Here is a 26,169-nt window from a genome sequence, read left to right as displayed (position 1 = left end):
TTCCGAATCTGTCACAGGACAAGGAACAACGGATGTTCAATGCCAATGCTTGTTTGCGCCTCATCACCGACGAGTTCAATCACGATCTGCAGGTGCTGTCCTTCACCGGCACCGAATCCATCAGCCAGCCTTACTCCTTCAACGTCAAACTGGTCAGCCCGAGACCGGACATCGATCTTCCCGGCCTCATGCACCGGCAGGCTTTTCTGGCCTTCGATGACAACGGGCATGGCGTTCATGGACAGATCCAGCACATTGGCCGGGGCAAGATCGGGCACCGGTTGACGCAATACCAACTGACCCTGGCGCCATGGCTGGCGAACCTGGGCCATCGTTTCAATCAGCGGATTTTTCAGCACCTCAGCGTCACGCAAATCATCGGGCAGGTTCTTCAGGAACATGGCATTCACGCAGATTGCTATCTGTTCCGGATCGGTCAGCCATTGCCGGATCGTGAGTATTGCGTGCAGTTCAACGAATCCGACCTGCACTTCATCCAGCGCCTGTGCCAGGAAGATGGCCTGCACTACCACTTCCGCCACAGCCTCGACAGGCACCTGCTGGTGTTCGGCGATGATCAGACCGTGTTTCCCAGGCTGGCCCGGCCGACGCCATTCAAACAGCGCAACGCGATGGTGGCCGACAGGCCGGTGATCCACCGTTTCGAAAGCGGGCTCAATACCCGCACCAGTCGCGCCAGTCGGCGCGCCTGCGATTTCGAAAGGGCGCGCATCGTGCTGGAGTCCGACGCGCGGATGGCGAACCAACAGCGCCAGCCTGATCTGGAAGACTACGGCTATCCGGGGCGAATCCTCGACCGGGATCAGGGCAAACTGCTGGCCCGGCGGGCTCTGGAACGCCATCGCAGCGATGAGCATGTGGGCCTAGGCGACAGCGACGAACCGGCGCTGGTGTCAGGGCATTTTCTGGCGCTGGCCGGACACCCCGAACCGGCATTGAACGACCTCTGGCTGCTCACCGAAATCCGTCACGAAGGCAAGCAGCCTCAAGTGCTTGAAGAAAGCGGCAGCGACATCGCCGTGAAGAATGAAGGCGACTTCGTCCAGGGCTACCGCAACCAATTCGAAGCCACACCATGGGAGCTGATCTATCGCCCGCCGTTGCGCTACGGCAAACCTTCCATCGGCTGCACCCAGACCGCCGTGGTAACCGGCCCGGAAGGCGAAGAAATCCATTGCGACGGGTACGGCCGGGTCAAGGTGCAGTTTTTCTGGGACCGCGAAGGCCGGCACAACGACAAGAGCAGTTGCTGGTTGCGCACCACCACGAACTGGGCCGGCAATGCCCATGGCAGCGTGATCATTCCGCGGGTGGGCATGGAAGTGCTGGTGACGTTTCTCAACGGTGATCCCGACCAACCGGTGATCAGCGGTTGCCTGGCCAACAGTGCCAACCCTGTGCCCTATGAACTGCCTGCACACAAGACCCGCAGCGTGTTTCGCTCCCGCAGTTCGCCGGACAGCAGCGGCTTCAATGAACTGATGATCGAGGACCGCGCCGGCCAGGAGCTGATCTATCTGCGCGCCCAGCGTGATCTGCAGCAGAAGATCGAGCACGACAGTCATCTGGAAATCGGCAACGAACGGCGGGAAACCATCCGGGGCAACAGCGTCAGCGTGCTGCACGCAGAAGAACACCGCACCCTTACCGGCGATCGCAAGACCCATCTCAAGGCCAGCGACTATCTGCACGTCAGCGACAACAGTCACACCCGGATCGGTCAGTCACTGACGGTCGAAGCTGCTGGGCAGGTGTGTTTGAGCGCCGGCGAACATCTGGTACTGGAGGCCGGAAAAAGCATCAGCCTGAAGGTCGGTGGCGAGCATTTCGTGCTGGATCACGGCGGTCTTTTCGGGAGCAGCGATCTGGTGATCGGCGGCGCTCCCGTGCCCTTGCTGCGCGCCCGACTGTTGCAGCCCGAAGGCATTGAAGACTTGTCGGCGCCCGCGCCCTTGCCGCCACTGGTGGCGCCCTCACAACAGGCATTGATGGCCGCGAGCAAAACCCTGGGAGCGGATTTCTGCCCGATCTGCGAAGCCTGCCGCGCGGGCGAGTGCGCCATTGCGGAGGCCGCTGCATGACCGACTCTCTTGTGCAGCGCTGGCTGATCGAACAACACCGCGACGGTCATCTCCTGTGCCTGGTGCTCGACTCGCAGAACGAACGCGACATGCGCCAGCGCTGGCTGAAAAGCAGCCGTTACGAGCAGTACGCCGGTGTCTACAGCGAAACCGAGGTCGCCGAACTGGCCGAGACCGGTCCGTTCCTGTTCACCTTCGACCACCCCGACGACCGTCGCCTCGACGCCCTGCTCGACAGACCCGACAGCCATTGGGGATGGCTCGCCAGCCTGGGCCAGGGCGAGCTGAAGACATGGGCCAGGCACTGGCAGGAAAGGCTGATCGTCGGCACCCGTCCGCATCAGGCGCTGTACCGTTTCCACGACAACCGGGTACTGACCCGAGCGCTGGAGCATCTGTCGCCCGAGGCGCTACCGGTGTATCTCGGGCCGGCGATCAGCGTGTGTTACTGGCAGGGTTCGCACTGGCAGAGCACCGACAATCCTGCGCCCGGCACTTACCCGCTGCCGGACTCGCCGCCATGGCTGCACCTGCCGATGCCCGAAGAACCCGCCATGGAGATCCGGCTGGCCAACGCCCATCGCTTTCTGCTGGCCGAGCATGTGCAGGCCTACGCCGGACTGGCGTGCGCGCAGGATTCGCACATCTGGCTACGCGAGCGACTGGCACAGGCCGAAGCCTGGGGCTGGCTGGCGCCCGAGCGGCTGGAGTTTCTGCTGATCCAGAGCCTCCACACCCAAGCCCTCGCGCCTCATTGGCAACCCCGACCGGACGAAACACCGGATGAACACTTTGATCGGATTTACCTGCTTTCGAAGAGCTGGAGCGGGGAGATGCCTTCATGAAGATTCAGCTCAAGAGCATTGTCCTGATCGGCGCCTTCGCGGCAATTGGAGGCTGCCAAGGCAAACCGCCCAACACCTTCAAATTCACAGCCGATCTACCACCGGGGTTTGCTTACGTCGCAGCGGTTCATTACGTACCCGAAAAGGGCCAGACCTGCACCCTCGACAGACGCGACAACCTTGCCCCGGTGTTCAATAGCAAGTGGCGCACGGACTACAAGCCGGATGCCGAGATCACGATTCGCAAGATTGTTAAGGGGTGTCCGTTGGTAATCAGCAGGATCGCGCTGGAGATCAACGCGAGTTACTACAAAGCACGGGGAGATTTTGGGGGTGACGAAGGCATGGTCTTTTTGGGGAACGATATAGAAGAGCAGTACAAAGGCACTTTCAATGAGGCAGGTGAAAGTACTTTTTACGGTCAATGTGAATGGTGGTTCCGGACAGCTGGCGCACAACGCCGCATCGTCAAGATTCTTGATTGCAAGACATCTGATGCCCAAGGAGAGCGTGGGAAAGGAAAGACCTACTCCGCTTATGGGCTTGATCAACTGCCGGGCAAGACGGTGAGGATGACAATTAAATTAGCAAGGGAGGAAAAACCTTACTTCAGAGACACATGGGTCCAGTTACCAAAAGGTTGGAAAAGGTGCATGGGCGACAACTTTCAAGATCAGTACGCCTTTTGTTTCGGGAACTACACCGACTTCAGCACTTTCACCATGCCGGATGGCCAGGTCTGCACCATTTATCCGGGTTGCACGGAATAAGGAGATTTCACCATGACATCATTGGAAAAGGATCTTCAATCTCCGCTCGGCAGTCGCATGCTGACATGTCCTGCAAGTGGGAAATGGACAAGTTTCCAACTCATCGACGAGTTTTGCTCGGGTGAACCCTTTGCCGGTTTGACCTATGTCGCAACTGACTCGGAAGGCCATAAGTACACGGGACATCTAGACGCAGCGGGCAAGGGCAGGATGGAAAATCACTTTGCGGGACCTATATCGCTGCTGTTTGATCAAACTTATAAAGGAAAGGAAAAGCCCTATTTAAGTTTGCAAGGCAGACAACATTACCCACTGAAAATAACCGAACTTCAAGTACGAGCCGAGAAAATCCGCTACCTGAACCCTAATGCCACTCGTACACGCAAACGCCCCGAAATCGCAGACGGTGCGGACTACTTTCAAGTCGAAGTCCGTCATCTGGTCACACATGCCTCGCATCTTCCACCCGAGGTTTATCGCGATTACCCCCTGGATTCCGGGTGCGCAGCCATCATGCGCGAACACGGAAAAATTGGGGTAGCGCTGATGCCGCAACGTCACACAGTTCTTGAAGTGCGTCCGCTGCGCGCGTTGCGGCCGATGCTATCTGCAGCTCCGGCATTCTGTGCACTCAACCTGTATCAGCTCGCATTGATGGCAACCCTGAGTTACTGCCCTTTCGGCCAGAAACCCATAGTCCCTTCAGCCGACACCAGATTCGTGGAGTTTCTGCTGCAACCCAGCGTCGGCAACTGGTTCGGTGATGCTCTGCCCAAAGGAGAGGAACTGTGGAAAGTCGATAGCGACCAGACCAAGGCCTATTACCCGTTGTACGAAGATGTTCCGTATTCAGGAAGATTAGAAATTATCCCGTTTGATCCGAACCTTTATGCAGTCAACAGACAAGCGCCAGAACATGATCCGGAACACCCGGCCAGCGTTCACTTCCTCGATGACATCGGTAATAAGGACAGCACCGACACCCAGGCCTTCATCACCCATAACGACGAGTTGATCCTGATCGCCGTTCGCGGCACCGCCGAGATCGTCGCCGATGGCTTGCGCGATGCCGATGCCCTTCAAGTGCCGTTTGAAGAAGGCGCCGGCCAAGTACACCGAGGTTTTTACGAAGCTGCGCAGAAAGCCTATGACTTCGCCGTCAAATACTTAGAAAAGTTTTACACCGGCCAAACACTCCTGATCTGCGGCCACAGCCTCGGAGGTGCGATCACATTACTGCTCGCGGAAATGCTTCGCCGAAGAGCCGGGTTCAACTACAACCTCCAGCTCTACACCTACGGCGCCCCCCGCGCCGGCGACGCGGATTTCGTGAAGGGCGCAGCCGATCTCGTGCATCACCGCATGGTCAATCACAACGACCCGGTGCCCAGCGTGCCCGGCAGCTGGATGAACACCAAAGCCGATATCTACGGCGCCGGGGCGGCGCTGACGTTCGTCAACGTGCCGGTCGGCCTGTCGGTGTTCGTCGCGGGTATCACCAACTGGACCGGGGAAGCCTACGACCACCATGGCAACCTGCGACACGCCATGCCGGTGGAATTCGGCCGTCAGCAGGTGTCGTCGATCCTGTGGGAGCCGGGCTGCGACACCATCAATCAACACGCAGCCTGTGACGTGGCCATCCGGCAGAGGCATGGCCTGCCGGATCGGCCGACGTTGCTCAAGCAGATCTTCGACGCCGGGCACCATTCGATGACCGGGGCGTACATCCCGGCGTGCTGGGCGGTGTTGCGGCGTTGGCAGGAGGCACAGGAGTCAAACCGCACGCTGGTTACCGAGCGAGAATTCGCGCTGGTTGAGACAGCGCTGCAGCGCATCACCGATCAGTTGCGCCGCCAGCGCAACAACCTGCCGGGACGGCCGGACAGCTATGTGCGCAGCCGGAAAAACATCGTCCAAGCGCTCAATCATGAAATCGAGAAAATCCGCACGACCCGCGAACGGCTGGCCAGTCTGCGGCACCGGCGCCTGACGACCACGGATGTTTATGGATCGCTGGCAGAACAACCGGAACGCCTGGCCGAAAGCCTGCCGCGCTGGCAGCTGCACCCGGAAAACCTCGCAGCCGAACAGCTGGCCATGGCACCGGAGGCCGCCGAGGATGACCCGCTGCTGGCACCGCTTTACGGCCACAGGATCGGCGCACCTCATACCTTCGATATCGACTCGGTGATCTGACTCAGCCCTGCGGATACCACACCAACCGCTCCGCCGCCGGATTGCGCTCTTCCACGGCAAATCCCAGCGCCAGGTAATGCTGGCGCGCATGGGGGTTGTTGGCCCAGACCACCGTCGCCACCGGGCAGCGCACTTGCTGCGCGGCTTTTTGCACGCCTTGCAGCACGGTTCGCCCGTAACCCTTGCCCCGGGCCTGGGGAATGAAGGCGAGGTACAACACGCGGATTTCATTGACGCCGAAATCAGTGCTGAGTGCGCCGATGGCCGTGCCGAGTTTTTCCACGATGTAGTGCATGGCATTCGGATGGTTTTCACCCATGCCCTGCTCCTGCACCTGAAACTGCTGGGCGACGATTTGCTGCACCTGTTCCTGCTCGCCGTCGATCCATTGCAGATCCGGCCGCGCCGATTGATACAGGCTGTGCAGAAAGGGTCCGTCAGTCGCCCGCGAAGGCCGCACCACCAATCCGTCCGCCGCCAGGTTTTCCGTCATTTTCATGCTCCCTAGAAACCGCTTTCCCTGACCCCCAGCGCCGCCATCCGGCGCCAGGCCACGCCGAGCACCGATTCGCCGCTGCCCTGCAACACCACCACGCCGCGCAGCGGCTGCACCGGGGTCGGCGCCTGATCCAGCGTAGTCAAACGCACGCCGTATTGCGCCTGCACCGGTTCCGCCCGTTGCTGCTGATCCCGGCGCACGGCAATCGGTCCGTGGTGATCGGAAGTCAGCGCTTCCTGATCGACATAGGCCACACCGTTGGTGTCGATTTCATTGAGCTGCACCGCGATAGCGGCATGCATCGGGTCGTCGGCGATAAACCGTCCGGTGGCGCCGGGCTTGACCCGCCACAGCTCGGCTTCGGCCAGGTAACCGCGCAGTCGCGTTCCGTCCTCGACCACCCGCGCCAGCGCATCCTTGCTCGACAGCCAGCGGCCCGGCGTCAGGTTCGGCAGCAGATCACGCACGGTGCCTGCGTGGGGGGCGCGCAACAGCAGGCGTTCGCGCTGGGCGGTCAGGCCACGATAGTCCGCCACCGCTTCGGCCAGACGCTGCTCGACGATGCCGGCGTCGGCAGCGGTTTCACTGCGGCCGGCCTGACGGCGCATCAGCAATTGCTGGATGCGGATTTCCCGGCGGACGATGGCTTGCCGCGAATCAAGGTCCGGCGATTCCAGCTCGATCAGCACATCGCCCTGAGCAACGGTCTGACCATCCGCCACCTTCACGGCTTTGACCCGCGCTGCCGTCGGTGCGTGCAAGGCACTGGCGCGACCGCCCTCGAGCATCGTCGGCAACTCGATCGAGCTGCGCCACGGCACGATCAGCACCAGCAACAGGCCGAGTACCGCCAGGCTGCTGAGCAATACGCGGGGGCCGTGAGCCTGTTCGCGGCGGCTCCACCACTGGCGCCACTCACTCATGATGGGCAGAAAGATGAACCACACCAGTTCCACCAGCATCAGGAAGATCCCCAACACCTTGAAGAACAGGTGATAGACCGCCAGCGCGATCCCGAAAAACAACGCCGCACGCCATAACCACGAGCCATACCCCCAGATCAGCAAACGCCGCTGCATCGTCGGCGACCAAGGCTCCGGCGCCGGAGCGCCATAGCCGAACAGAAATTCCCTCAGCCGCCAGCGACACAGGGCAAAGGCCCGGCCCTGCAGGTTGTCGACTTCCCACAAGTCACTGAGCAGAAAATAACCATCGAAGCGCATGAACGGATTGAGATTGACCACCAGCGTGGTGATCCAGGTCGCACTGGCAAGCATGAACGCCGCCGTGCGAGCGGGCCCGTCCGGCAGGAACGACCAGACCAGCAGCGCGAAGCTCGCCAGCAGCAATTCCGCCAACACCCCACCAGCGCCGATCAGCAGCCGCGCACGTCGATCGTTGACCCGCCAGGCATCGCTGACATCGGTGTAGAACATCGGCAGCAAGACCATGAACGCCACGCCCATGCTTTGCACCCGACACCCGGCGCGCTTGGCCATGAACGCATGGCCGAATTCGTGACAAAGCTTGGCGAAGAACAGCGAAATGCCGAATGCGATCGCGCCGCCCAGGCTGAACAGGTGCGGAAAGGTGCCGACGAACCGCTGCCAGTCCCGCGAAACCAGAAACACCCCGAGTGCCAGCGTCGCCGGCAGACCGTAGCGCAAAACCCTCGGACCGAAGCGCTCCAGCCACGGCCAGGCACGGTTGAGAAAAGCGTCCGGCCGCCACAGCGGAATGCGGAAGAACAGGTATTGATGCAGCAGGATTTTCCACAGGCTCTGGCGTTGCGCGAGGGCCTTGAGTTGATAACTGGCGCGTTGCTGTTCGTCGAGGGCGCTGATCAGGTCGTGCCCGCGCAGGAACGTCAGCAGTTGCTCCAGCTCGATGCCGTCCAGCGGCAAACCCGGTTCGCGGTTGGCGGCGCGCAGCACTTGCTCGGGATCGCCCAGCGACCAGTGACGCAACAGGCGCATGGCCGCCGCGCCGAGCTTGAAGTAGCGACCGCGCACCGGGTCGGCCAGGGTCCAGCGCGGCGAACCGTCCAGCGCCGGCGCCGCGGGCGACAGTTGGAGGTCGGCACGCAGGCTCGGCAGGGTCATTTACAGACCTACGCTCTGACGCAGCCCTGCGAGCGGACGCCGCAGCAGGTACAAGGCCAGCGGCGCGCGGTCACCGAAAATCTTCGCGGTGCCGCGCAGGCCGATACGTGGCGGTGTGTCGGCGAAATTGGCGTCCAGTCGATAGACCAATTGGCCGCCGGCGGTGGGCTGTGCCTCATAGGCCGAACGTTCGAGGGTGGCGAGGTGGCGTTGCAACGGGTCGCTGTCGAGAAACAGCGCGACTTCAGCGCCCGGCTCCAGCGAGATGGCGTCGCCCACGGCCAGTTCGATACGCAGTTCGGCCTGGCTCGGATCGGCGATTTCCATCAGCCGTTCGCCGGTCTGCACCGGTTTGCCGGTCCAGCGCTCGGCATCGGCGAACACCGCAATGCCGTCGCGCTCGGCACGCACTTCGCTGCGGTTGAGCAGTTCGCGGGCGTAGTCGCGTTCGGCGCGCTTCTGTTCGGCGCGGGCGGCCAGCAGGTCGACCCGGGAGCTGGACTCGGCGTCGACGAACGAGCGCTGGGAATTGGCCTTCAGTTCGGCTTCGGCAACCCCGAGCGCACGCTCGGCGACATCGGCCTGAGCCTTCAGCGTCGTGCTTTCAAAACGCAGCAGCAGGTCGCCGGTTTTCACGCTCTGGTTGGGTTTGACCAGAAACTCGGCAATCACCCCGTCCAGCGGTGCGGCGACAACCCGCCCGCCCTGAGGCACCACTTCGGCGGGCGCCAGTACCGACTGGCGCACCGGGATCAACAGCCCGAGCAGTAACACGGCGACCAGCGCCACCTGACGTTTGCGGGTCCAACGCAGCCGCCACGGTTTGCGCGGTTGCAACGCCAGCCAGGCATGACTGTAGGTGTCGCCCAATTGCGACAGCAGCACTTGTTCAGAAGGATTCCACGGCAGATCACGGGCAAGCCACAAGCCGCCGAACACCTGACCATGACGGTCGATCAACGGCAGCCAGAACACTTGCATGGCCGACAGGCTGCGCCAATCGGCCTGGATCGATTCGCCGACCATTTCCGGCGTGATCACCCGCGCCTGTTTCAGCACATCCTGCTTGAACAGTTGCGCCACGGCCTGTTCGACGAACGCCACGAACGGCGCATTCGGCTCGACCGCGCTGACGCCGGTCACTGCCTGCACCTTGCCGGCGATCAACAGCGCCGCATGGCGAAAACCGAACAGCGACTGGCCGTCATTGACCAGGCTGTAGGCCAGTTGCGAGATGTCATGGGCCGCGCGGGTGTGCCGTTCGAGATCGAGAAAACGCGCGAACACCTGCTCGGCGGCGCCGCTCACCGGGGCGTTCACTTAAGCTCCGGAAAACGCGCGGTGCCGCTCATGCCGGCGAGCAGGCCTTTGGCTTCTGGGAGTGTGGCGACCAGCAACAGGGTCTGGCTGCCCTCATCGATCCGCGCACCGAGGCGTTTGACCGTGGCGTCGATCGGCTGACCGGTTTCATCGGGCACGAAGCTGAACGACTGGCCGGGCTTGAGCCTGGCCATCCAGCGCGACGGCACCAGCAGATGGATTTCCAGGGTGCGGTTGTCGACCACATCGAGCAGCGGCGCACCGGCCGGCACGCTTTCATAACGCTGCACCTTGCGTTCGACCACTTGCCCGTCGAACGGCGCGACCACGCTGCAGCGTTTGACCTGGACTTGATAAACCTGGGATTGAGCCTGAGTCTCGCTGACCTTGGCCTCGGCCCGAGCCACTTCGAAACGTCCGACGGAATTGAGCGCCGCCAGTTGCCGGTTATGCGCCAACTCTTCACCGGCGCCACGGCTGGCGGCCTGCGCGGCATTCAACTGGGCCTGATAGGCCGAACAGTCGAACTTCGCCAGGGTGTCGCCCTTTTTGAACGACTCGCCCTCGCTGAACGGCAACTCGACGATTCGCCCCGACAACTCGCTGGCCAGCGTCGCCTGATCCCGCGCGCGCAACACCCCGCGCGCTTCACTGCTGGCCGACGCATTCGCCGCCGCGCCGTTATCCAGCAGCGGATCGTCTGGCGCGGGCGTTTGAGCCTGAACGGCACACGTTACAAAGGTCAATCCGACAACCCAACCACGAAAACGCCGCATAACCGTTACTCCCTGACGGATGCTCGGAGTCTACGACAGCGGGGATTAGCGTCAAGCGAAAGGCCATCACTCATCCGAAGGGCTGGCGAAATTTTGTGAAATGACTAAGATCAACTCATCGAAAATATAACCTTGAAGGAATATTCCATAACATTCATATTCGCCCCCCCATGAATTGGGATATCGAATACACCGACGAGTTCGGCAACTGGTGGGAAGATCTGACTGAAAACGAGCAGAGCTCGGTGGCTGCGAGCGTCAAATTGCTAGGGCAATTCGGACCTGGCCTGCGCTTTCCACACAGCAGCGCGATCAATGGTGCGCGACATGGCCATCTGCGAGAACTGAGGGTTCAACATGCCGGACGACCGTACCGCATACTTTATGCATTTGATCCGAGACGATGTGCGCTGCTGTTGATCGGTGGAGACAAAACCGGTCAGGATCGCTGGTATGAAGTCAATGTCCCGCTCGCCGATCAACTGTACGATGAGCACCTCGATACATTGCGCAAAGAGGGTTACAAAGATGGCTAAGAAATTTGCCGAACTCGAAGCGCGTATGACACCCGAAGCCCGGGCACATGCCGATTCGATCTACGAACAACACATCAAGGAAATGCCGCTCAACGAACTGCGACAGGCCAAGGCTTTGAGTCAGGCGACACTTGCCGAGACCCTGCACATCAATCAGGCGGCGATCTCGAAGATGGAACGACGCACTGATATGTACATCAGCACGCTGCGCAATTACATCCGCGCGATGGGTGGCGAGCTTGAAATCATCGCTACCTTTCCTGATGGGCAAATCAAAATCGAAAACTTTGCAGGTTGAGCAGCCAAAACGCTGCACAACCTGCTTTTTTGTTTTCCGCGCGAGCGTCAACGCTGCGCCATCTCCCCCACCGGATACACCGACTCCCATCCCCCGCCCAACGCCCGGTACAGCCCGACCATCGCCAGTGAGACGCCGGTGGAGCTTTCCACCCATTGTTCCTGGGTGGCGAGCAGTGCGCCTTGCACGGTGAGGACGTTGACGAAGTCGACCACGCCTTCGACGTATTGCTGTTGTGCGGTGCGCAGGGCGATCTGGTTCTGGCGTACGGCTTCGGCGAGGCTGTCGCGGCGGCGCTGGCTGGCGTTGTAGGCGGTCAACTGGTCGTCGATTTCGTGCCAGGCGCGCAGGACAGTCTGTTGATAACCGATCGCCGCTTCCTGCTGCTGGGCTTCGCGCAGTTGCAGCACGCCGCGCAGGCGACCGCCGTCGAACAGCGGCAGACTGAATTGCGGGCCGATGCCGAAGGCGCGAGAGCCCCAGGAGCCGAAATCGCTGAGCTGCATGGCTTGCGAGCCGAGATTGCCGGACAGAGTGATGCGCGGATAGAAATTGCCCTTGGCTACGCCAATGTTGGCGGTGGCCGCGTGCAATCGGGCTTCGGCCTGGCGGATGTCCGGGCGGCGTTCGGCCAGTTGCGACGGTAGGCCGATGGCGACTTCCAGCGGCGACTGCGGTACTGGCGCATCTGTGGATAACTCTTTCGCCAGTGCCTGCGGCGGTTCGCCCATCAACAGGCTGATGGCGTTGATCAGTTGCGCCTGACGTTGCTCCAGCGCCGGCAGGCGCGATTCGATGGCCGCCACTTGGGCGGCTGCTTCGGCGACGTCGAGATCGGTGGCCACGCCGTCGTTGAGGCGCAACTGCGAGAGTTTCAGGCTGTGCCGTGCCACATCGAGGTTCTGCTCGGTGACCGCGCGGGTGTTCTGCACGCCACGCAACTGGATGTAGTTCTGCGCGGTGTCCGCGAGTACCGCCAACAGCACGCCGCGACGGTCGTTTTCCGCGACTTCGAGGTTGGCATCGGCGGCTTCGGTTTCCCGACGCACACGGCCCCAGAAGTCCAGTTCCCAAGAGGCGGAGAAACCGGCATCCCACAGGTTGAAGGCGGAATCGCCGTTGTGCCCGGACGGATCGTTCAGGCCTTCGCCGCTGTTGCGTTTGCGGGCGTAGCTGCCGGTGGCGGCGGTCGTTGGATAACGGTCGGCGGTGATCACCTGACGGGCGGCGCGGCTTTGTTGCAGACGGCTGCTGGCCAGTTGCAGGTCAAGGTTGCTGCGCAGGGCGCGTTGGGTCAGGGCCGAGAGTTGCGCGTCGTGAAAGACTTCCCACCAGCGCTCGTTCAAGGGTTCGCTGACGGCCTGGCTGACGGCGGTTTTTGACGGTTTTGCCCACTCGGCAATCTGCGTGGCTTCGGGCTTCTGGAAGTCCGGGCCGACGGTGCACGCGGTAAGGCCCATAGTGAGCAACGTACTGAAAGTGAGTTGCTGCAACCGGCCCCTTCGCTGGCAAGCCAGCTCCCACAGGCATCTCTGCTTGAACTGAAGACCTTGGACAAACCGCACAACTCCTGTGGGAGCTGGCTTGCCAGCGATGGCGTCAGTCGATTCAACAAAAATCATCGCTGCGTCACCTCACGTACCGACGTCGCCGAGCTTTGGGTATCAATGCTCGCTTCCACCGACATCCCGACCCGCAGCCGTTCGGCCAGTGGCTGGCCCGGATCCAGCAAAACCTTCACCGGAATCCGCTGCACAACCTTGGTGAAGTTGCCGGTGGCGTTGTCCGGTTTGACCGCCGCGAAGGTCACGCCGGTCGCCGGGGCGATGCTCTCGACGCGGCCGGTAAGGGCTTCGCCGCCGAGGCTGTCGACCCGCACGACAACATCCTGCCCCGGCTGCACGTCGGTGAGCTGGGTTTCCTGGAAGTTGGCGACCACATAGGCCTGCTTCAACGGCACCACCGCCAGCAGTTTGCTGCCCGGCGTCACATAGGCGCCGACCCGCACGGCACGCTCGCCGATCATGCCGTCCTGAGGCGCGGTGATGCGCGTGTAAGACAGCTCGAAACTGGCGATTTCCAGCGCGGCCTGAGCGTGTTTCAAACTGCCCTCGGCGGCATCGCGCTGCGCCGTCAGAATCTCGACCTGTTTGCGCTCGGCCGCCAGTTTTGCCGTAGCCGTGTCCAGCCGTGCGGAGGCCTGATCGATCCGGGTGCGCGCCTGCTGCGCGTTCTGCACGGTGCCGGCACCGACGCCGGCCAAGTGGTTGTAGCGATTCAATTCCTGCTGGGCAAAGGCCATTTCAGCCTTGGCCGAAACCACCGACGCCTGCGCCTGTGCGATCACCGATGTCTGGCGCTCCAAGGTTGCCTTGGCGTTCTGCAATTGAGCACGGGCCACCAGGGTTTGCGCATCGGCAGCCTCGGCGGCGGCGCGCAGGTCGCGGTCATCGATCAGCGCCAGCAACTGCCCGGCCTTGACCTGCTGATTGTCTTCCACCAGCACCTCCTTGATGAACCCCGCCACACGCGGCACCACCAGAGTGAAGTCGGCGGAGACGAAGGCGTCATTGGTGTTCTGCTGAGTGCGTTTGCCGAACAGGCCGGGCATCGCCAGATACACCAGCACACCGACCGCCAGCGCAGCGGCCACAGCGACCGTGAGTTTTTGCTTTGCTTGAGTCGTCATAAAAACCTTCTGTTTCAGTCAGGTCGGCGCGCGCGGCGGAAAGATCCGCGTCGGCAGCCAGAAAATCAGCAGGATCAGCGCCACCGCGACGCCAGCCATGCACAGGTAAAGATCCGAAGAAGTCAGCACCACCGCCTGTTCGTGCAGGCGATGGGCGAGGCCGGGGTCGTTGCTTGCGGCCAGCGGCGAATTGCCGAGGCGATCGACCAGCATCGTCGAGTGAAAATGCAGGCGCGCCGTGGTCGGCGCCTCGATCACGCCCGTGGCGACCACCGCCGCCAGGCCTTTCACGGTGTTGAACCACGCGGAGGCGAACGGCCCGTCCTGTGGCTGGATGCTGCCGGTCGACAGCATCAACAACGGCAGCACCGCCATCGGCTGGCCGAAAATCTGCAGCCATTGCAGGACGTAGAAATCGTCGCGAATCCATTCCGAGGTCAGCTGCGACCCGCCCAGGCACGACAGCGTCAACATGCTCAAACCGATGCCGAGCACCCAGCGACAATCGACCCAACGCAGGTTGCACAGCGCCGCTACCAGCGGCAGCGCGAGCAGTTGCGGCAATGCCGCGAGCAGCATGATCGGCGCGGTCTGCACCGGCCGGTAGCCCTGCACCTGCGCCAGGTAACTCGATGGAATCAGCACCACCGCCAACAGCACCACCAGCACGCCGGCCAACGTCATCAAAGCGAACGACAGATTGCGAATGCCGAGCATCTGCAACTTGAAAAATGGAATCGGCTGCGACCATTCATTGATCAGAAACGCCACCAGCAACAGCGAACCGGCGCCGAGCAAACCACTAATCAGGTTCGATTCGAACCAGTCCAGACGATTGCCCTGCAATAGGCCGATCACCAACATGCAGATCGCCGGAAAGCCCAGCAGCAGGCCTTTCCAGTTGAACGATTTGAGGCGTTCCAGACGCAGCGGGTCCTGCGGCAAACCATAAGCAACAGCGGCCATGGCAATCAGGCACGGCACGATGATTTGCCAGAACGTCCACTGCCAGCCGACGTATTCGGTCCACAACCCGGCCAGCGGCGTACCGAGACCTGGGCCGAAGGTGGCCGTCAGGGCGTAACCGGCCAGACCGTAAAGCTTGATGTTGGCCGGCAGGAATCGCAGCGCCACGGTCATGAGCATCGGCGGTAATGCTCCGCCGGCCAGGCCTTGCAGGATGCGCATCAACAGCAGGCTTTCGTAGTTCGGGGCGAACGGGCAGAGCACCCCGAGCAGGGTGAACACGCCAATGGCACAGAGGGTGAAGCGACGCAGGGAAAAGGTCACCGAGCACCACGGCGCGAAGGCCATGGCTGCCACCGAGGTCGCGGTGTAGCTGGCGACCAGCCAGGTGCCTTCGTCGTAGCCGATGCTCAGGGCACCGCGAATGTCGGCCAGGGCGACCTTGGTCACCATCTCGTTGAGACCCGACACCAGCACCGCCAGCAGCACACCGACCAGCCCGATGATTATTCGCGCCCCGAACACCGGTGGCGCGGCTGCCATCGGAGCGGCAGCGGCAATCGGCGCCGTGACCGTCAGGGATGTCATGCAAGCAAACTCCGGAGGGAAAAATACCGGAGCATCTTACTCAGGCTTACGGCTGACGAAAATTGACTTGTCGGCAGCTTATAGTTGCGTTTTGTGCAGCAATTGGAAGTCACCGTGGGAGCGGGCTTGCCCGCGATGGCGGCGTGTCAGTTGAGAAAGATGTCGACGCCACTGACGCCTTCGCGGGCAAGCCCGCTCCCACAGGGTTTAGTGCAGTTGCAGGAACTAAGGCTGTGCCGCCAGCCAGGTTTCGTCACAGCAGGTCTTGAGGGTTTCCCGCAGCCAGCGGTGGGCCGGGTCCTTGTCGAAACGCGGGTGCCAGGCCTGGGTCAGCATCAGCGTCGGAAGCGGAATCGGCAGGTCGAACGAGCGCAGTTTCAAGCCCAGCCGCCGCACACTGAGCAGCGCTTCCTTGGGCACCGGCAGAATCAGGTCGGAGTCCGGCAGAGCGAACATCGCGGCGTGAAAACTCGGCGCGATCACCGCCACCCGCCGCTCCAGACCCAGCGCATTCAACGCGGTGTCGATAGGCCCACGGGCGATGCCCCGGCGGGACATGCTGATGTGGGAAAACCCGGCGTAGCGTTCGGCGGTGATTTCGCCATCCAGCAGCGGATGATCCTCGCGCACCAGACCGACAAAGTGAGTGGAAAACAGGTTCTGCACTTTGACTTCCGGGGTCACCGGGCGGGTGTTGCTGACACTCAGGTCGATCCGCCCTTCGCGCAAGGCTTCATCATCGCCGTCGCCCTCGGGAACGAAACGCAATTCACAGTGCGGCGCCAGTTGGTCGAGGGTGTCGAACAGCTTGCCGCCGTACACGCCGACGAAGAAGTCGTTGGCGCGAATGCTGAAGCGTCGGCGCAGAGTGCCCAGCTCCACCGCATCCGCCGAGCGAAACAGCAGCGCCGCCTGCTCGACCACATCCCTCACCTGCTCGCGAAGCTCCAATGCCTTGGGCGTTGGCACTAACCCCCGACCGGCACGTACCAGAATCGGATCGCCAATGGCTTCGCGGATCCGCGTCAGCGTGCGGCTCATGGCCGCCGAACTGAGGTTCATCCGCCGCGCGGCGCCGACCACGCTGCCCTCGTCGAGCAAAGCGTCGAGGGCGACCAACAGGTTCATGTCCGGGAGTTGCATGCTGAGCACTCGTGACCGATCTGGATTGATTTGCACGCAATGCTAGCAGATCGGAAAATCAGCGCTGCATCCCCCAGCGTTTCACCGTCACCCGCTCCAGCGTGTCGAACACCAGGTTCTCCACCAGCAAACCGATGAGGATCACCACCGCCAGACCGGCAAACACCTTGTCGGTGTACAGCTCGTTGCGGTTCTGGAAGATGTACCAGCCCAAACCACCCTTGCCGCTGGTGGCGCCGAACACCAGCTCGGCGGCGATCAGAGTGCGCCAGGCGAAAGCCCAGCCGATCTTCAGCCCGGCGAGGATCGATGGTAGCGCCGCCGGAATCAGGATGAACAGCACGAAGCGCATGCCCTTCAAGCCGTAATTACGGCCGGCCATGCGCAGGGTTTCCGAGACACCGAGAAACCCGGCGTAAGTGTTCAGCGCCAGCGCCCAGAGCACCGAATGCACCAGCACGAAAATCAGGCTGTTCTGCCCCAGGCCGAACCACAGCAACGCCAGCGGCAACAGCGCAATCGCCGGCAACGGGTTGAACATCGAAGTCAGGGTACTCAGCAAATCCCGACCAAACTGGGTCGAGACCGCCAGCGTGGTCAGGGCGAAGGCCAGGACGATGCCGATCAGGTAACCCTTGAGCAATACCACCAGCGAAATCCACACCTTGCCCAGCAGCTCGCCGCTAAGCAGGCCGTCGTACAGCGCATGACTGGTCTGCAAAAAGCTCGGCAGAAGCAGGTCGTTGTTCTGCACCCGGGCGACCACTTCCCAGAGCACGGCGAGCAAAATCAGGATGACGCCTTTGCGCAGCCAGCCCTGTTGCCAGAGGCGCTGGCCCAGCGGCAGCTCGCGCTCCACCGGGACGCTGGTCAGCGGTTGCAGATCGTTTTCGAATTCTTGACGTACGGATGATGAATGGCTCATCGGGCAATCCTCCAGGCGGCTCAATAAGCGATGCGGATATCAGTGAAATCCAGTTCGCGCTCGGTTTCCGGCGACTGGCCTTCATCGAACAGCAAACGGTGAATGCGCCGTGCCGACTCTTGAAACGCCACGCCGCCAAGGCTGTGCAGGTCGTATTGATGGCTGTGCACTTCCGCTCTCACCCGGCCCGGGTGCGGCGACAACAGCAAGATCCGATTGCCCACCACCAGTGCTTCTTCAATCGAGTGGGTGACGAACAGCAAGGTGAAACGCACCTCCTCCCAGAGCAGCAGCAACTCTTCCTGCATCTTGCGCCGGGTCAGGGCATCCAGCGCGGCGAACGGTTCGTCCATCAACAGGATTTTCGGCTGCATCGCCAGCGCCCGGGCAATCGCCACCCGCGCTTTCATGCCGCCGGACAAGGTGTGCGGGTAGGCATCGGCGAACGCCGCCAGGCCGACCTTTTCCAGATAGTGCAGCGCACGCTCTTCGGCTTCCTTTTTCTTCAACGTGCGCGAAGCCAGCAGCGGAAACATCACGTTCTGCTTGACGGTTTTCCACGGTGGCAGTTGATCGAACTCCTGAAACACCACGATCCGGTCCGGCCCCGGCGCGTCGACGCGCTGGCCCTGCAGACGGATCTCGCCCTCGCACGGCGCAATGAACCCGGCGACGGCTTTGAGCAACGTGGACTTACCGCAGCCGGACGGGCCGAGCAGCACGAAGCGATCCTGTTGATCGACTTCGAAACTGACCTGGTGGGTGGCCCGCACGACGCGCTGCGGCGTGCGGTATTCGAGGCTGACCTGGTCGACCGCCAACAGCGCCTGCGCGGTGGCGATCGGGTTGCTGGCCGCGTGGCCTTGCAAAGGGGCGTTCATGTCGATCAGCTCCCTTGCAGCGGTTTGGCGTCCTGGAAGAAGTAATCCTTCCACGATTCGGGTTTGTTCTTGATCGCGCCGACGCGGTAGAGGAATTCGGCGAGCGGGTAGGTGTTTTTCGGCGTGACGCTGAATTCGAACTGCGGGTTGTCGATGATTTTCAGCAACGCGGCGCGGTCGATCCTGGCCTTGGTCACGCGGATGTAAGTGTCCGCTGCCGCGCCTTTATCGTTCTGCGCAAATTGCGCGGCTTCGGTCAGGGCTTCAACGAATGCCTTGTAGGTTTTCGGGTTCTCGTTGCGGAATTTCTCGGTGGCGAACAGCACGGTTGGCGAGTTCGGGCCGAGCACGTCATAGGAATTGAGCACCACGTGTACGTTCGGATTTTCCAGCGCCTGATCCTGGAACGGCGGGTTGGAAAAATGCCCGGTCAGCTCCGTGCCGCCGGCAATCAACGCAGCGGTGGCGTCCGGGTGCGGGACGGCGATGGTGTACTTGTCGAGGCGATTGAATTCCTTGTCGCCCCACTGTTTGGCCGCCGCGTATTGCAGGAAGCGCGACTGCACCGAAACGCCAACTGCTGGCACCGCGATGCGGTCCTTCTCGGTGAAGTCGGCGATGGTTTTGACCTTCGGATTGTTGCTGACGAGGTAGTACGGGAAGTTGCCCAGCGAGGCCACGGCTTTGACGTTCTGTTTGCCGTGGGTGCGATCCCAGATCGTCAGCAACGGCCCGACGCCGGCGCCGGCAATGTCGATGGAGCCGGAGAGCAGCGCATCGTTGACCGCCGCGCCACCGGACAGCTGGGTCCAGTCGACCTTGATGTCGAGGCCTTCCTGCTTGCCGTACTTCTCGATCAGACCCTGATCGCGCACCACATTGAGCAACAGATAGACAATGCCGAACTGCTCGGCGATGCGGATTTCACCTTCGGCGTGGGCCACGGTCGGCGCCACCAGGCTGCCGGCGATCAGGCTGAAACCGAGGCCGATGGCCGCCGCCAGAGGAGCGAATGGAAGACGTTTGGACATGATCGGATCTCCGGCAAATCAGAAAGGCGCGTCGCCCTGGATGGTGGTGCGATACAGCTTGCGGCGCAGGTGCGCGGGGCAACCGGCGGCAAGGTGGATCAGCGAGCGGTTGTCCCAGAACACCAGGTCGTGGGGCTGCCATTGATGGCGATAGATGTTCTGCGGCAGCACGCTGTGGGCGTAGAGCTCGTCGAGCAGTTGTTTGCTCTCGTCTTCCGGCAGGCCGACGATGCGGGTGGTGAAACCTTCGCTGACGAACAACGCCTTGCGGCCGTTTTCCGGATGGGTGCGAACCACCGGGTGCACGACCTCGGCGACCTGAGCCAGTTGCTCCGGAGTCAGGGTCGGGCGCCAGTTGCCTTCGAATTTGGTTTCGCTGTAACGCGCGGTGTAGGAATGCGCAGCCGAGCGGCCTTCGACGGCCTTTCGCAGCGCTTCGGGCAGGCTGTCCCAGGCTTTGTGCATGTCGGCGAACAGGGTGTCGCCGCCTTCGGATGGCAGCTCCTGGGCGTGCAGCATCGAGCCGAGGCTCGGCAGCTCTTTATAGGAAAGGTCCGAGTGCCAGAACTTGCCCGCGTCGCCGAGGCCAATGTTCTGGCCGTTCTCGACGATGTTGGAAACGATGAGGATTTCCGGGTGATTGGCCAGCAGGAACTGCTTGAGCACGTGGATCTGCAACACGCCGAAACGGCGGCTGAAATCGATCTGCTGTTGCGGGGTGATGCGCTGGTCGCGGAACACCACGACGTGGTGATCGAGGTGCGCGCGGTGGATGCGGGCGAAGTCTTCATCGTTGACCGGACGGGTCAGGTCGAGGCCGATGATTTCGGTGCCGACGGCACCGCTGAACGGACGGATCTCGAAGGTTTGCGGCGCGACAGTCGCGGCGCTTGGGGTAGCAGTAGCTGCGGACATCAATCAATCTCCCACGCACGGCGCGCTCAAGGGCGCGCGCGTCGATCAGAAACTCACGCTGGATTGCGTGTTGGTTCGTGTCGTGCGGCGCGCCGATTGGTCGGCAGGTACGCAGAAGACTGACTTTATAGCTATAAGAATTGGAAATTAAATACCGTTAACGAATAACGATATGGCGATTGCTTAGGAATGGACTGGATGGTGAGTGACCATTTGTGTCACTTACTGACAGGGATGTGGTGTTCGAACTGCCGCCATCGCTGGCAAGCCAGCTCCCACAGGGATCTAAGGTGGACACACGCTTGTGTGTTCACCTTGGAACTTGTGGGAGCTGGCTTGCCAGCGATGGGGCCCGGAAGGTCAATAAAGATCTAGCGTTCGTGCAACGCCTCGGCGCGCGCCCGGATGATCGGCTTGAGCAGATAGCTCAGCACGGTCTTCTTGCCGGTGATGATGTCCACCGACGCCACCATCCCCGGGATGATCAGCAACGGCTTGTCGTCAGTGCCGAGATGGCTGCGCTCGGTGCGCAGCTTGATGACGTAGTAGGTGGTTTTCTTGTCTTCGTCGGTAATGGTGTCAGCGCCGATCTGCTCCAGTTTGGCCTTCAGACCACCGTAGATGGTGTAGTCATATGCGGTGAATTTCACCGTGGCTTCCTGGCCCGGATGCAGGAACGCGATGTCCTGCGGGCGGATCTTCGCTTCGACCAGCAGGGTGTCGTCCAGCGGCACGATTTCCAGCAGGTCGCTGCCCGGCTGGATCACGCCGCCGATGGTGTTGACCAGCATCTTGTTGACGATGCCCCGCACCGGCGAGGTGACAAGCGTGCGGCTGACCCGGTCTTCCAGTGCCTTGCCGGTGGCCTGGGCCTTGTTCAGGTCGGTGCGCGCTTCGTTGAGCTGGGTCAGGGCTTCACTGCGGAATTTGCCGCGCGTTTCGTCGATCTTGCGCTGCACTTCCTTGATCGCCGATTCGGCGCGCGGGATCGCCAGCGTGGTGGCGTCGAGCTGACCACGGGTTTCCACTTCGGCACGCTTGAGTCGCAGCACTTCCACCGGCGACACCGCGCCCTGGGCCACCAGCGGCTCGGACATGTTGATTTCCTGGCGTTGCAGGCCGAGTTGCTGACGGTATTGCGCCTGCTTCGAGGTGAACTCGCGCAGCTCCTGCTGACGCTGGATCAATTGTTCCTGCAAACCACCGACTTCATCGTGCAATTGCTGACGACGGCTGACGTACAGCGACTCTTCGCTTTTCGCCTGACCCGGTACGGCTTTGAGCACGTCCTCGGGGAAATTCAGCGGACGGTCATCGACCTCGGCACTCAGACGCTCGACCCTCAGCAGCATCGACAGCCGATCAGCCTCGGTTTCGCCGACGTTGGACGCAAATCGCGTGTCGTCCAGGCGAACCAGCGGCGCGCCGGCCTCGACAATCTGGCCTTCCTTGACGAACAGTTCGGAGACGATCCCGCCCTCGAGGTTCTGGATTTTCTGGATCTTCGACGACGGAATCGCCTTGCCGTCGCCCTTGGTCACTTCGTCGATGACGGCGAAGTTGGCCCACAGCATCAGGAACACGAAGAAACCGATGATCGCCCAGATCGTGAGCCGCACCACGCGCGGCGCGTCCTCGATCAAGGCCTTGTTGACCTCTGGCAGCGGCTGGCCCTGCAGCGATGCCGAGCCCTTGAAGTAGCGGCGGATCGAATCCTTGAAACCCGACTTAAGCAACACTGATCTGCCCCTTCTTCAACGCTTCCATCACGGCCGCTTTCGGGCCATCGGCGAGAATCTGCCCACGGTCGACCACCAGCAGGCGATCGACCAGCGACAGCAGCGATGCCCGGTGCGTCACCAGCACCACGGTCTTGTTTTCCACCACTGCCGCGAGGCGTTGCTTGAGACGTTCTTCGCCGGTGTTGTCCATGGCGCTGGTCGGTTCGTCGAGCAGCAGGATCGGCGGATTGAGCAACAGCGCCCGGGCCAGGGCGACGTTCTGGCGCTGACCGCCGGACAGGTTCTGCCCGCGCTCGCCGACTTGCAGCTCATAGCCCTGCGGGTGCAGACGGGCGAATTCGTGGACGCCGGCCAGTTCGGCGGCTTGCAGCACCAGCTCATCCTCGACGTAACGGGCGCCGGAAATCAGGTTGTCGCGCAGGGTGCCGGCCAGCAACTGGATGTCCTGCGGCACGTAACCGATGTTGTAGCGCAGCTCGCTGACGTCGATCTGGCGGATGTCGACGCCATCCACCAGCAACGCGCCATCGTCCGGCTGATAGAGGCCGACCAGCAGTTTCGCCAGTGAGCTTTTGCCGGAGCCGCTGCGGCCGATGATGCCGATCTTCTCGCCGGGACGGATCACCAGGTTGATGTTCTTCAGCGCCGGATTCTGTTGTTCCGGGTAAGTGAAGTTGAGCTGGCGGCACTCGATCGCGCCCTGCAGAACCTTGCGGCTCAGCGGGCGCTCTTCGAAATTGCGCTCCTGCGGCAACTCCATCATCTGGTCGACCGAGGTCATGGTCACACGCGCCTGCTGGTAGCGGGTCAGCAGACCGGACAGCGACGCCAGTGGGCTGAGGGCGCGGCCACTGAGCATGTAGCAGGCGATCAGGCCGCCCATGCTCAGGTTGCCGGCGATGATCTGGTACACGCCGAAGACGATCATGATCACCCCGGCCAGTTGCTGGATCAGCAGGGTGATGTTCATCGCCAGACCGGAGAGCATTTTCACTCGCAGCTCGAGGCGGCTGAGGGTGCCGATGGTCTGTTCCCACTGGTACTGGCGTTCGCTTTCGGCGTTGTTGACCTTCACCGCATCGAGGCCGGCGAGGGTTTCGATCAGGCTCGACTGACGCTCGGCACCCAGCGCCATGGTGCGCTCCATGGTTGCCACCAGCGGCTTCTGCAACGCGTAGCCGATCAGCAGCGCAATCGGGAAGGCCAGCACCGGAATCCACACCAGATGCCCGCCGAGAATCGCGATGACGATAAAGATGAGGATGGTGAACGGCAGGTCGATCAGGCTGGTCAGGGTCAGCGACGCGAGGAAGTCGCGCAGGCTCTGGAACTCGTGAATGTTCTGGGCAAAGCTGCCGACCCGCGCCGGCCGGTATTTCATGGCCATGCCGACGATGCGTTCGAACAGCGTGGCGGAGATGATCAGGTCGGTTTTCTTGCCGGCCAGATCCAGGCACAGGCTGCGCAGGCTCTTGAGGATCAGGTCGAACATGTAGGCGCCGGTGATGCCCAGCGCAAGCACCCACAGGGTCGCTTCGGCCTGGTTCGGCACCACGCGGTCGTAGACGTTCATCACGAACAGCGGCGCGGCCATGGCGATGATGTTGATCAGGAAACTGGCGGCGATGGCGTCGGCGTACAGCCAGCGCGAACGCTTGAGAGTGTCGCGAAACCACGAGCGCGCACGCGGGATCAGCGTGCCGTGGTTGACGTCGAATTTGTGCTGGGGCTGGGCGAAGAACACTTTGCCGGTGTAGTCGTCGGCCAGCAGCTCGCGGCTGACCAGGGATTCGCCGCCGTCGCTTTCGCTGAGCAGCACCCGTGCTTCGTTCTCGCCCTGCCAGCCGAGCAGGACGGCACTGCGGCCATCCTTGAGCAGCAACAGCGCCGGCATGGCAATCGCCGGAATTTCTTCCAGCTTGCGCTGCAGCACCCGCCCTTGCAGCCCGGCGCGCGCCGCCGCACGGGGCAGCAGCTCGACACTCAGGCGTTGTTTGGGCAGCGGCAGGCCGGTGGTCAGCATCGCCGCGCTGGCGGGTTTCTGGTGGAGCATGCAAAGAGCGAGCAGACCATCCAGTAACGGATCGTCGTGCAACGCGCGTGGATCATGACTGAGATGAACTCGACTGACTTCTGATTCCACGCTCGACACTCTTTAGCAGTTGAAAAGGGACAACTCAATTCATCCCAGGCAGCTGGACCTTGGGCTTCACGTCGTTCTGCACAACGGATGCCAATGGAGCGACCACTCCCTGGCTCTTGAGCAATTCGCCCATGGTCGCCTTGATTCGGTATTGAGTAAATAACTGAATGTTTTTGATTTCAGCCAGACGGCGCGAAGCGGTGAACAACTCGTTTTCACTGTCGAGCAAATCCAGCAAGGTCCGCTCGCCGAGGCTGAACTGTCGCTGGTAAGCGGTGCGCACCGAGGTGCTGTGATCAACGTACTGCTGAGCGATCGGCACCTGGGCGTTGGCGTTGTTCAGGGCGTTCCAGGCCAGGCCCAGTTCTTCGTTCAACTGACGCAAGGCGTTATTGCGGATGTCCAGCGCCTGGTTCGACAGGTAGGACTTGGATTCCAGATCCGCCTTGTTGCTGCCGCCCGAGTACAGGTTGAAGCGCATGCGCAGCATGGCCTGCCATTCGTTGTTGTGACCGTTCTGGCCGTCCAGGTCGTTGTCGGCGGTGCGGCCCAGCTCGGCGTCGAAGCGCGGGTAGAAGGTCGACTTGGCGGTCTCGTACTGCTTCTCGGCAGCAGCGATGTCGGACTCAGCCGAGCGCAGGATCGGGCTGTTTTCCAGCATCTGCGCGCGAGCTTCGTTCAGGTTGGCCGGCATCATCGCCATGAACGGCGCTGGACGCTCCAATTGATCGGGCATCTGGCCGACGGCGCTGAGGAAGTTGGTTTCCGAGTCGGCGAGGTTGGTCTGCTCGGTGATCAGGTTGTTGCGGGCCTGGGCCATCCGCGCTTCGGCCTGATCGAGGTCGGCACCGCTGCCGACGCCGCGCTGGGTGCGCAGCTGGATCTGGTCATAGATGCGCTGGTGGCTCTTGAGGTTTTCTTCGGCCAGACGCACGAATTCGCGACGGGTCAGCACGTCCAGGTAAACCTGGGCCACGGTCAGTGCGGTGCGCTCGGAAGTGCCCAGCAAGGAATACGCGCGGGAGTTGACGGTGGCTTGTTGACGCCCGACTTCGCTGGACGTCGCAAAACCGTCAAAAACCATTTGCGACAGACGCAAACTTGACTCGCTGCGGTTCAGGGTTTCCCAGTGATTGCCGCCACCGTTGGCACGGGTGGTCACGCTGTCGGTGCCTTCACGGCCATAACCGCCCAGCAGATCGACCTTGGGCAGGTATCCACCTTTTGCAGCCTTTAACTGATAATCCGCGGCCAGTCGGCTGTTGACCCCTGCCTGGATTTCCGGATGGACATCCAGCGCCTGCTGCATGGCTTCTGGTAAGGATTGTGCTTGTACGAAAGACGCGGCGAGAGCGAAGGGTAGAGCCTTGAACAGGTGCGAACGCATGGTAAAGATTTCCCAGAACTTCTTGTCTTGAATCACAGCAAAATGGCGAGCTGCGTCGGAAGATGGCAACCGGAATGACCGTATGTCGGAAAGTTTAAAACCGGAACTGGATCACACGCTGAAGGGCAGGTCGCCGCATAAATATCAATGTGACATTACCGGGGCGATTGTTTAGGATGGCTCCCAGAAGGTCAATAGTTTGGCATAAAGTTAATCGCGAAAGAATCTAGCCAAAATATTGACGAACAGCAGCGTCAACTTTGTTTCATTTTTTTTAAAAGTACGTCCAGACTGAATCGGCGCAGACCGCCA

Annotated in this window: 21 protein-coding genes; 6 read left to right on the top strand and 15 right to left on the bottom strand. The window is 61.6% G+C overall.

All coding sequences use genetic code 11. From position 1 onward, the window contains the following. The first annotated feature begins 32 nt into the window (after positions 1–32). Genes IHQ43_RS00865 through IHQ43_RS00850 form a run of 4 tightly spaced genes read left to right on the top strand, consistent with a single transcriptional unit; the run spans position 33 to position 5,916 of the window. Complete coding sequence (locus tag IHQ43_RS00865; protein WP_192563046.1) at positions 33–2,102, top strand: type VI secretion system Vgr family protein; 2,070 nt, start codon at positions 33–35, stop codon at positions 2,100–2,102. Further along, on the top strand, positions 2,099–2,947 hold the full coding sequence (locus IHQ43_RS00860; RefSeq protein ID WP_192563045.1) for a DUF4123 domain-containing protein: 849 nt from the start codon (positions 2,099–2,101) through the stop codon (positions 2,945–2,947). The genes IHQ43_RS00865 and IHQ43_RS00860 overlap by 4 nt, the downstream gene beginning before the upstream one ends. Further along, the gene (locus tag IHQ43_RS00855) at positions 2,944–3,717 is read left to right on the top strand and encodes a hypothetical protein (RefSeq protein WP_192563044.1); all 774 of its coding nucleotides are present in this window, start codon (positions 2,944–2,946) and stop codon (positions 3,715–3,717) included. The genes IHQ43_RS00860 and IHQ43_RS00855 overlap by 4 nt, the downstream gene beginning before the upstream one ends. 12 nt (positions 3,718–3,729) lie before the next feature. Further along, positions 3,730–5,916 (top strand): lipase family protein, encoded by a 2,187-nt coding sequence (locus tag IHQ43_RS00850; RefSeq protein ID WP_192563043.1) that lies wholly within the window; start codon positions 3,730–3,732, stop codon positions 5,914–5,916. A 1-nt stretch (position 5,917) separates the two neighbouring features. Here IHQ43_RS00850 and IHQ43_RS00845 read toward each other — a convergent pair whose 3' ends face one another. From IHQ43_RS00845 to IHQ43_RS00830, 4 genes are read right to left on the bottom strand one after another with little or no spacing between them, the layout of a single operon-like run. Next, positions 5,918–6,409 (bottom strand): GNAT family N-acetyltransferase, encoded by a 492-nt coding sequence (locus IHQ43_RS00845; RefSeq protein ID WP_425220289.1) that lies wholly within the window; start codon positions 6,407–6,409, stop codon positions 5,918–5,920. A gap of 11 nt (positions 6,410–6,420) precedes the next feature. Next, positions 6,421–8,517, bottom strand: coding sequence for a site-2 protease family protein (locus IHQ43_RS00840; protein ID WP_192563041.1), 2,097 nt, complete (start codon positions 8,515–8,517; stop codon positions 6,421–6,423). After that, positions 8,518–9,837, bottom strand: a complete 1,320-nt coding sequence (locus IHQ43_RS00835) for an efflux RND transporter periplasmic adaptor subunit (RefSeq protein WP_192563040.1) — start codon at positions 9,835–9,837, stop codon at positions 8,518–8,520. Then, positions 9,834–10,613 (bottom strand): efflux RND transporter periplasmic adaptor subunit, encoded by a 780-nt coding sequence (locus IHQ43_RS00830; RefSeq protein ID WP_192563039.1) that lies wholly within the window; start codon positions 10,611–10,613, stop codon positions 9,834–9,836. Before IHQ43_RS00830 ends, IHQ43_RS00835 begins: the two co-directional genes overlap by 4 nt. 170 nt (positions 10,614–10,783) lie before the next feature. Between IHQ43_RS00830 and IHQ43_RS00825 the strand changes: the two genes are divergently transcribed. After that, positions 10,784–11,149 (top strand): type II toxin-antitoxin system RelE/ParE family toxin, encoded by a 366-nt coding sequence (locus IHQ43_RS00825; protein WP_064382657.1) that lies wholly within the window; start codon positions 10,784–10,786, stop codon positions 11,147–11,149. Next, complete coding sequence (locus tag IHQ43_RS00820; RefSeq protein ID WP_064382656.1) at positions 11,142–11,447, top strand: XRE family transcriptional regulator; 306 nt, start codon at positions 11,142–11,144, stop codon at positions 11,445–11,447. Before IHQ43_RS00825 ends, IHQ43_RS00820 begins: the two co-directional genes overlap by 8 nt. A 47-nt stretch (positions 11,448–11,494) precedes the next feature. Here IHQ43_RS00820 and IHQ43_RS00815 read toward each other — a convergent pair whose 3' ends face one another. From IHQ43_RS00815 to IHQ43_RS00765, 11 genes are all read right to left on the bottom strand, one after another. Then, complete coding sequence (locus IHQ43_RS00815; protein ID WP_192563038.1) at positions 11,495–13,069, bottom strand: efflux transporter outer membrane subunit; 1,575 nt, start codon at positions 13,067–13,069, stop codon at positions 11,495–11,497. Beyond that, positions 13,066–14,136 carry an HlyD family secretion protein gene (locus IHQ43_RS00810; protein ID WP_192563037.1) on the bottom strand — a complete coding sequence of 357 codons (1,071 nt, stop codon included), beginning with the start codon at positions 14,134–14,136 and terminating at the stop codon, positions 13,066–13,068. Before IHQ43_RS00810 ends, IHQ43_RS00815 begins: the two co-directional genes overlap by 4 nt. An 18-nt stretch (positions 14,137–14,154) precedes the next feature. Further along, on the bottom strand, positions 14,155–15,690 hold the full coding sequence (locus IHQ43_RS00805) for an MFS transporter (RefSeq protein WP_192563036.1): 1,536 nt from the start codon (positions 15,688–15,690) through the stop codon (positions 14,155–14,157). Between the two features lie 225 nt (positions 15,691–15,915). Continuing rightward, the gene (locus IHQ43_RS00800) at positions 15,916–16,833 is read right to left on the bottom strand and encodes a LysR family transcriptional regulator (RefSeq protein ID WP_127796543.1); all 918 of its coding nucleotides are present in this window, start codon (positions 16,831–16,833) and stop codon (positions 15,916–15,918) included. Positions 16,834–16,891: 58 nt separating this feature from the next. Beyond that, complete coding sequence (locus IHQ43_RS00795) at positions 16,892–17,758, bottom strand: ABC transporter permease (RefSeq protein WP_192563035.1); 867 nt, start codon at positions 17,756–17,758, stop codon at positions 16,892–16,894. Between the two features lie 20 nt (positions 17,759–17,778). Then, positions 17,779–18,639, bottom strand: a complete 861-nt coding sequence (locus IHQ43_RS00790) for an ABC transporter ATP-binding protein (RefSeq protein ID WP_007957720.1) — start codon at positions 18,637–18,639, stop codon at positions 17,779–17,781. Between the two features lie 5 nt (positions 18,640–18,644). After that, entirely contained in the window at positions 18,645–19,670 is a 1,026-nt protein-coding gene (locus tag IHQ43_RS00785) for an ABC transporter substrate-binding protein (RefSeq protein WP_192563034.1), read from the bottom strand. A gap of 18 nt (positions 19,671–19,688) precedes the next feature. Beyond that, positions 19,689–20,585 (bottom strand): TauD/TfdA dioxygenase family protein, encoded by an 897-nt coding sequence (locus tag IHQ43_RS00780; protein WP_192563033.1) that lies wholly within the window; start codon positions 20,583–20,585, stop codon positions 19,689–19,691. Between the two features lie 371 nt (positions 20,586–20,956). Next, on the bottom strand, positions 20,957–22,324 hold the full coding sequence (locus tag IHQ43_RS00775) for an HlyD family type I secretion periplasmic adaptor subunit (RefSeq protein WP_192563032.1): 1,368 nt from the start codon (positions 22,322–22,324) through the stop codon (positions 20,957–20,959). Further along, positions 22,314–24,470 (bottom strand): type I secretion system permease/ATPase, encoded by a 2,157-nt coding sequence (locus IHQ43_RS00770; protein WP_192563031.1) that lies wholly within the window; start codon positions 24,468–24,470, stop codon positions 22,314–22,316. Before IHQ43_RS00770 ends, IHQ43_RS00775 begins: the two co-directional genes overlap by 11 nt. Positions 24,471–24,504: 34 nt before the next feature. Next, positions 24,505–25,857, bottom strand: coding sequence for a TolC family outer membrane protein (locus tag IHQ43_RS00765; RefSeq protein ID WP_192563030.1), 1,353 nt, complete (start codon positions 25,855–25,857; stop codon positions 24,505–24,507). Positions 25,858–26,169: the final 312 nt, after the last annotated feature.

The sequence above is a fragment of the Pseudomonas gozinkensis genome (assembly GCF_014863585.1).
Taxonomy (GTDB): Bacteria; Pseudomonadota; Gammaproteobacteria; order Pseudomonadales; family Pseudomonadaceae; genus Aquipseudomonas; species Aquipseudomonas gozinkensis.
This window is presented reverse-complemented; position numbering and strand designations above follow the sequence as displayed.

What these genes read in the sequence shown, in the direction of transcription:
- IHQ43_RS00865 (WP_192563046.1), top strand. Translation starts at nt 33, where the DNA reads ATGTTCAATGCCAATGCTTGTTTGCGCCTCATCACCGACGAGTTCAAT.
- IHQ43_RS00860 (WP_192563045.1), top strand. Translation starts at nt 2,099, where the DNA reads ATGACCGACTCTCTTGTGCAGCGCTGGCTGATCGAACAACACCGCGAC.
- IHQ43_RS00855 (WP_192563044.1), top strand. Translation starts at nt 2,944, where the DNA reads ATGAAGATTCAGCTCAAGAGCATTGTCCTGATCGGCGCCTTCGCGGCA.
- IHQ43_RS00850 (WP_192563043.1), top strand. Translation starts at nt 3,730, where the DNA reads ATGACATCATTGGAAAAGGATCTTCAATCTCCGCTCGGCAGTCGCATG.
- IHQ43_RS00845 (WP_425220289.1), bottom strand. Translation starts at nt 6,409, where the DNA reads ATGACGGAAAACCTGGCGGCGGACGGATTGGTGGTGCGGCCTTCGCGG.
- IHQ43_RS00840 (WP_192563041.1), bottom strand. Translation starts at nt 8,517, where the DNA reads ATGACCCTGCCGAGCCTGCGTGCCGACCTCCAACTGTCGCCCGCGGCG.
- IHQ43_RS00830 (WP_192563039.1), bottom strand. Translation starts at nt 10,613, where the DNA reads ATGCGGCGTTTTCGTGGTTGGGTTGTCGGATTGACCTTTGTAACGTGT.
- IHQ43_RS00825 (WP_064382657.1), top strand. Translation starts at nt 10,784, where the DNA reads ATGAATTGGGATATCGAATACACCGACGAGTTCGGCAACTGGTGGGAA.
- IHQ43_RS00820 (WP_064382656.1), top strand. Translation starts at nt 11,142, where the DNA reads ATGGCTAAGAAATTTGCCGAACTCGAAGCGCGTATGACACCCGAAGCC.
- IHQ43_RS00815 (WP_192563038.1), bottom strand. Translation starts at nt 13,069, where the DNA reads ATGATTTTTGTTGAATCGACTGACGCCATCGCTGGCAAGCCAGCTCCC.
- IHQ43_RS00810 (WP_192563037.1), bottom strand. Translation starts at nt 14,136, where the DNA reads ATGACGACTCAAGCAAAGCAAAAACTCACGGTCGCTGTGGCCGCTGCG.
- IHQ43_RS00805 (WP_192563036.1), bottom strand. Translation starts at nt 15,690, where the DNA reads ATGACATCCCTGACGGTCACGGCGCCGATTGCCGCTGCCGCTCCGATG.
- IHQ43_RS00800 (WP_127796543.1), bottom strand. Translation starts at nt 16,833, where the DNA reads ATGCAACTCCCGGACATGAACCTGTTGGTCGCCCTCGACGCTTTGCTC.
- IHQ43_RS00795 (WP_192563035.1), bottom strand. Translation starts at nt 17,758, where the DNA reads ATGAGCCATTCATCATCCGTACGTCAAGAATTCGAAAACGATCTGCAA.
- IHQ43_RS00790 (WP_007957720.1), bottom strand. Translation starts at nt 18,639, where the DNA reads ATGAACGCCCCTTTGCAAGGCCACGCGGCCAGCAACCCGATCGCCACC.
- IHQ43_RS00785 (WP_192563034.1), bottom strand. Translation starts at nt 19,670, where the DNA reads ATGTCCAAACGTCTTCCATTCGCTCCTCTGGCGGCGGCCATCGGCCTC.
- IHQ43_RS00780 (WP_192563033.1), bottom strand. Translation starts at nt 20,585, where the DNA reads ATGTCCGCAGCTACTGCTACCCCAAGCGCCGCGACTGTCGCGCCGCAA.
- IHQ43_RS00765 (WP_192563030.1), bottom strand. Translation starts at nt 25,857, where the DNA reads ATGCGTTCGCACCTGTTCAAGGCTCTACCCTTCGCTCTCGCCGCGTCT.